The following is a 6185-nucleotide window of genomic DNA, read 5'->3' as shown; positions in this document are numbered from 1 at the left end:
GGCATGGAGTCCCTCTTCCCGTCGGCCGGCATCTACTCGCCGCTGGGGCAGACGTACGAGCCGCCGCGGCGGCGACGCCCTCGCGCAGCCGATCGGTGACCGGACGGCCCCCGGACGGTTGCGCCGCGGCCAGCGCGGCGCCCGCCGAGAGCAGCACCGCGTCGCGTACCGGGCCCCGCTCCCCGCCGGCGAACAGCCGCCGCGCCACCCCCGCGTTGTGCTCGGCGTCCCCGCCGCGCAGCGCGTCCACCGGAGCGGGCGCGATGCCCAGGTCGCGGGGGTCGAAGGATTCCTCCCGGACCCTTCCCCCCTCGACGCTGAGCACGGTCGAGGTGGTGGTGACGCTGAGCTCGTCGAGGCCGTCGTCACCGCGGAACACCAGGGCGCTGCCGCCACGGCGGGCCAGTACGCCCGCGATGAGCGGCAGCAGCCGCGCGTCGGCCACTCCGACCGCCTGGGCGGTGGGGCGGGCCGGGTTGGTCAGCGGTCCGAGCGCGTTGAAGACGGTGGGGACCGCGAGCTGCTTGCGGACGGCGGCGGCGTGCCGCATGGACGGGTGGAAGTCGGGGGCGAAGCAGAAGGTGATCCCCGCTTCGTCCACGAGGGCGGCCACCCGCGCCGGTTCGAGGCGCAGCCGCACGCCCAGGGCCTCCAGCACGTCCGCGGATCCGGAGGCCGAACTGGAGGCCCGGTTGCCGTGCTTGACGATCCGGGCGCCGGCGCCGGCGGCGACGATCGCGGACATGGTCGAGATGTTGACGGTACGGGCCCCGTCGCCGCCGGTGCCGACCACGTCGACGGTGGCACCGGGGACGTCGAGGGGCACCGCGTGATGGAGCATGGCCCGTACCAGGCCCTCCAGTTCGCCGACCGTCTCGCCCTTGCCGCGCAGGGCGACGAGGAAGCCGGCGAGCTGTGCGTCGGCGGCCTCGCCGCTCATCACCCGGTCCATGGCCCAGGCGGTGTCGGCGGGGGCCAGGTCACGGCCGGCGAGCAGGGTCTCCAGCAGGGCGGGCCAGCTGTGCGGCTCACGGCCGGGTTCGGGTCGGGCGGTCACGTGGGTCTCCCTCGGTGGGTCGTGGGGTGGGGCGGCTCAGCCCCACTCACGCTCGTCCGTCGAGGAGGACGGGGTGGGGGTCGGGGCCGCCGGGCTCTGCTGGGTGGTGCCGTCCGCGGTGATGCCGCTCCTGCCGGTCGCCGCGTCATCCGCTATCTGCGCACCGCCCGCGATCGCCACCGCGGCGGTGATCGCGATGGTGATGCGCTTGACCTGAGTGCGCCACGTCTGCTGCATCTCTGTTCTTCTCCCCGTTGAGTACCGCTTGAGCTTCGCTTTGTTCCGGTGAGAAGAACACTAGGAAGGAGCGGCTTCGAGCTGATATCGCTCGGTCTTCGGGGGCTGCACGATTTCGATAATGACGATATACCCGCAGGTCAGGAGGGGTCCACAAGCCGATGAAAAAAGCTTGGGACCCCTCTGGACCACCGCTCGCGGGCTGCTTGAGGGATCATCGGGGGGGGCCATCGCGGACCGCCCGCGATAACGCCGACAACCGGAATTCAGCGTTCCCGGTACATCTCGGCCACCAGGAATGCGAGATCCAGCGACTGGGTGCGGTTGAGCCGGGGGTCGCACGTGGACTCGTAGCGTTCGCTCAGTCCGTCCAGACTCACCTCCTCACCACCGCCCACGCATTCCGTGACGTCTCCCCCGGTGAATTCCAGGTGCACGCCCCCGGGATGTGTCCCGAGTTCACGGTGGACCTCGAAGAAGCCCTTCACTTCGTCGACGATGTCGTCGAAGCGGCGGGTCTTGAGGCCCGAGGGCGCCTCGAAGGTGTTGCCGTGCATGGGGTCGCTCACCCAGGCCACCGGAGCGCCCTCCGCGGCCGTCTTCTCCACCAGTACGGGCAGCCGCTCGCGGACCTGCCCGGCGCCCATCCGGACGACGAAGGTGAGCCGGCCGGGCTCGCGTTCGGGGTCGAGCCGGTCGATGAGCCGCAGCACGGTGTCCGCGTCGGTGCCGGGGCCGAGTTTGACCGCGACCGGGTTGGCGATCCGCGAGAAGAACTCCACGTGGGCGCCGTCCAGGTCGCGGGTGCGCTCCCCGATCCAGACCATGTGCCCGCTGGTCGCGTAGCGCCGGCCGGTCGCCGGGTCCTCGCGGACCAGCGGCTCCTCGTACTCCAGGAGCAGGCCCTCGTGGCTGACGTAGAACTCCACGGCGTGCTGGATGCGCTCGTCGGCGCCGCAGGCCCGCATGAAGTTGAGGGCCTGGTCGATCTGGGTGGCGAGCGCCGCGTAGCGCTCGCCGACGGGCGAGCGGGCCACGAAGTCCTGGTTCCAGGCGTGCGCCTGGCGCAGGTCCGCGTAGCCGCCGGTGGTGAAGGCCCGTACGAGGTTCAGCGTGCCGGAGGCGGCCTGGTGCATCCGCAGCAGCCGGTCCGGGTCGGGGGTGCGCTCGGCCGCCTCGAAGGGGAAGCCGTTGACGGCGTCGCCCCGGTAGGCGGGCAGGGTGACCCCGCCGCGGGTCTCGGTGGGCTTGGAGCGGGGTTTGGCGTACTGGCCCGCCATCCGGCCGATCTTGACGACCGGCACGGAGGCGGCGTACTGGAGGACGAGCGCCATCTGGAGGAGGGTCTGCACCTTGCGGCGCACCGAGTCCTCGCGGACGTCCGCGAAGGTCTCGGCGCAGTCCCCGCCCTGGAGCAGGAAGGCCTCGCCCCGGGCGACGGCGCCGAGCCGGTGCTTGAGCTGCTCGCACTCGGCGGCGACGACGAGCGGGAAGGTGTCGCGCAGTCGTGCCCGTACCTCCTCCAGGGCGGCGGGGTCGGGCCATTCGGGCTGTTGTGCCGCGGGCAGGGCCCGCCAGGAATCCACGTGCTCCACGAGTTGCTCCTTGTGTCACCCGGTGAGGGTGTTCGCGGGCTGGGTACGTGCGCTGGTGAGGAAGTTGTCCAGGAGCCGCATCCCGCCCACCGTGGTGATCGACTCGGGGTGGAACTGCACCCCTTCGACGGCCAGGGTGCGGTGGCGCAGGCCCATCACGTAGCCGTCGTCGACGGCGTGCGCGGTGGCGAGCAGCTCCTGCGGCAGGGGCCGGGAGACGATGAGCGAGTGGTAGCGGGTGGCGGTCATGGTCGCGCCGAGCCCGGCGAAGACGCCCGCGCCGTCGTGGGCGACCTCGCTGGTCTTGCCGTGCTTGAGCCGGTCGGCCACCTCGACGGTGCCTCCGTAGGCCAGGCCGATGGCCTGGTGGCCCAGGCAGATGCCCAGCAGCGGCACCCGTCCGGCGAAGCGGTGCACCAGCTCGACGTGGCCCGACGCGGCGGGGCGGCCGGGGCCGGGGCCCAGCACGACCGCGTCGGGGCGGCGCGCGGCGAGGGCGTCGGGGCTCTCGGTGCGGGAGCGGACGACCTCGGTGTCGGCGCCGAGGGTGCGCAGGTACTGGTCGATGATGTGGGTGAAGCTGTCGTAGGCGTCGACGAGCAGGACCTTCACGGGAGCAGCTCCTCACCGGTGAGCGCCCAGTAGGCCGCCCCCATCTTGTGCAGGGTCTCGCGCCACTCGGCGGCGGGCGAGGAGTCGGCGACGATGCCGGCGCAGCTCTGGGTGGAGTAGGCCTCGCCGTCGTGGGTGACCGTGCGGATGCACAGGGCGAGGCGGGACCAGCCGCGTACGTCGACCAGTCCGACGGCGCCCGCGTACATGTTCCGGGGATCGCACTCCAGTTCGGAGATGATCTCCATGGCGCGGATCTTGGGCGCGCCGGTGACCGTACCGGCGGGGAAGGTCGCGGCCAGCGAGGACCAGGTGTCCTCGCCGGGGGCGAGGCTGCCCTCGACGGTGGAGACCAGGTGGAAGACGTGGCTGAAGGCCTCGACCGCCATCAGCTGCGGGGCGTCGAGGGTGGTGGGCAGGCAGACCCGGCCGATGTCGTTGCGGCACAGGTCGACCAGCATCACGTGCTCCGCCCGTTCCTTCTCGCTCGCGAGAAGGGCCTCGACCCGGGGGCCGTCCACGGCGGGGTCGCCGCTGCGGGGGGTGGTGCCGGCGATGGGGCGCATGACGATCCGGTCGCCGTCGGTGCGGAAGAGCACCTCGGGGCTGGCGCCGATCAGGGTGGACCCGTCGCGGGGGACGAGGTACATGTACGGGGACGGGTTGCGTCCGCGCAGCCGCCGGTAGACGTCGAGCGGGGTCAGCTCGGTGTCGACCTCGATGCGGTGGCCGATCTGGATCTGGTAGATGTCGCCGACGCCGATGTGGCGCAGGCAGCGCTCGACGTTCGCACGGAACGCGCTCTCGTCGGTGCTGTCGCGCACGGCGCGCGGGGCGGGCGCCTCGGGGATGCTGCCGGCCGGCTCGGTCATCCCGGAGGTCAGGCGCTCGACGATGCCGGCCAGGTCGGTACGGGCGGCGGGGCCGCCGTCGGGGCCGAAGGCCTCGCTGCGGGCGGCCAGCCGGACGGCCGTGCCGGCGTCCAGGTCGTACCAGACGGTGTCCTGGAACAGGGTCAGGACCAGGTCGGGGTCCCCCTCGGCGGTCTGCTCCCGGACGGGCAGCTCCTCCATGTACCAGGCGGCGCCGTAGCCGATGGTGGCGAGGAAGCCGAAGGCGTACTCGGGGCGGGTGCTGTCGACGTCGAAGCGGGCCTGCACGGCCCGCAGGACGTCCCAGACCTGCCCGGGCCGTTCGAAGGTCCGGTCGCCGCCGGGTCCGACGGCGAGCCCCAGTCCGTCGGCGACCCGGGACAGCTCGGCCAGTACGGGGGCCACGCCGACGGCGGAGATCCGTCCGGCGCGTATCCGCAGCTCGGCGAGGCGGCCGAAGCCGACGACGGCGGAGTTCCCGTCGAACTCGGGGCTCTCCAGGGACTCCAGGAGGAACACGTCCTCCCCGAACCGCGCCCGCAGGGCCTCGTACAGCTCGATCGGGGGGTGCGGGTCGAGGGCGGTCTCCTCGATCCGGACGGGGAGGGGGCGCCGGCCGCGGCCGGCCGGCGCCCGAGTGGCGGTGTCGAGCAGTGTGGTCACTGAATCACTTTCCTCGGATGGCTCGGGGCCGTTCGGGGCGGCCGTGGCACGCCCGGCGGACGGCGCGTGGGGGGTGCGCGTGGGGGCCGGTGTCAGCCGTGGCGGCTCATTTCGTGGAAGAAGTCCTCGACGACCGTCAGAGCGCCCTGCGCCTGGAGGGTGTCGTAGATGTGCCGGCCGACCGCGAGGTCGAGCACGCCCAGCCCGAAGGGGGAGAAGAAGACCGGCTTGTCCCCGGGCACCGCCAGCGTGCCGGCGAGCACGTCGTAGAGGGTGCCGTCCAGGAACTCTCGGCTGCCGGTGAGCTGTTCGGCCAGGTGGGGGGAGGTGTCGGCCTTCAGGCAGTGCTCGATGTCGTCCACTACGTTGAAGCCGGAGAGGAGCACCTCGGGCGACAGGTCGCGCAGCGAGACGTGCAGGACCAGCGGGTTGTGGCCGAACCAGTCGGGCTCGGTGACGTGCGGGGTGCCGGCGACGGTCGCGAAGACGACCAGGTCGCTGCTGCGGATCAGCTTCTCGGCGCTGTCGTGGACGGTGACCGGGCCCTGCTCCCCGGAGCGGGTGAGGTAGTCGGCGAAGCCCCCGGCGTACTCGGCGGACAGGTCGTGCACGCCGATCTCGTCGAACTCCCAGCCGGTGCCCGCCAGGTACTGGTGGATGAAGCGGGCGATCAGGCCGGCCCCGAAGAAGCCGATCCTTCGGGGCCGGCGGCCCGCCGGGCTGAGCCGGTCGGCCGCCAGCGCGGCGGAGGCGGCGGTGCGGGCCGCGCTGATGATCGAGGATTCCAGGCAGGCGATCGGGTATCCGGTCTGCGGGTCGTTGAGGATCAGCACGGCGGAGGCACGCGGAATTCCGGCCGCCACGTTCTCCGGGAAGCTGGAAATCCACTTCACTCCGTCGACGGGCGCCGCTCCCCCGATCGAGGCCGGCAGCGCGATGATCCGCGAAGTGGGCCGGTCGGGAAAACGCAGGAAATACGACGGCGGATTCACCGTCCCGCCCTCTCCGTGCACCCGATAAGCGGATTCGATCAATCCGACCACTTCGGGCGCACGGCCGTCCAGGACTTCGTGCACCTGGGCGCCGGGGATCACGGCGAAAGAGGGCGCGCCGGTCGTACGTGACATCGCAGGCTCCACAGCTCGGCAG

At 72.3% G+C, this 6185-nt stretch carries 6 protein-coding genes; all 6 read right to left on the bottom strand.

Features of this window, described 5'->3' with window-relative positions:
- A partial coding sequence (gene trpD, locus AB0D45_RS14255; protein ID WP_362458351.1) for an anthranilate phosphoribosyltransferase occupies window positions 1–1057 on the bottom strand: 1057 nt, incomplete at its 3' end.
- 36 nt (window positions 1058–1093) lie between these two features.
- Window positions 1094–1294 carry a hypothetical protein gene (locus AB0D45_RS14250; RefSeq protein ID WP_361599515.1) on the bottom strand — a complete coding sequence of 67 codons (201 nt, stop codon included), beginning with the start codon at window positions 1292–1294 and terminating at the stop codon, window positions 1094–1096.
- A gap of 266 nt (window positions 1295–1560) precedes the next feature.
- Window positions 1561–2889 carry a class II 3-deoxy-7-phosphoheptulonate synthase gene (locus AB0D45_RS14245; RefSeq protein WP_362458348.1) on the bottom strand — a complete coding sequence of 443 codons (1329 nt, stop codon included), beginning with the start codon at window positions 2887–2889 and terminating at the stop codon, window positions 1561–1563.
- Window positions 2890–2904: 15 nt separating this feature from the next.
- A complete protein-coding gene (locus AB0D45_RS14240) occupies window positions 2905–3501 on the bottom strand; it encodes an aminodeoxychorismate/anthranilate synthase component II (RefSeq protein ID WP_362458345.1) in 597 nt (198 codons plus the stop codon).
- A complete protein-coding gene (locus AB0D45_RS14235) occupies window positions 3498–5036 on the bottom strand; it encodes an anthranilate synthase component I family protein (protein WP_362458342.1) in 1539 nt (512 codons plus the stop codon). Before AB0D45_RS14235 ends, AB0D45_RS14240 begins: the two co-directional genes overlap by 4 nt.
- Before the next feature lie 92 nt (window positions 5037–5128).
- A complete protein-coding gene (gene sbnB, locus AB0D45_RS14230; protein ID WP_362458339.1) occupies window positions 5129–6163 on the bottom strand; it encodes a 2,3-diaminopropionate biosynthesis protein SbnB in 1035 nt (344 codons plus the stop codon).
- Between the last annotated feature and the right edge of the window lie 22 nt (window positions 6164–6185).

It is taken from the genome of Streptomyces sp. NPDC048352, from assembly GCF_040651895.1.
In the GTDB taxonomy this organism is placed as follows: domain Bacteria; phylum Actinomycetota; class Actinomycetes; order Streptomycetales; family Streptomycetaceae; genus Streptomyces.
The sequence above is the reverse complement of the archived record's forward strand: the minus strand, read 5'-3'. Positions and strand labels throughout refer to the sequence as shown.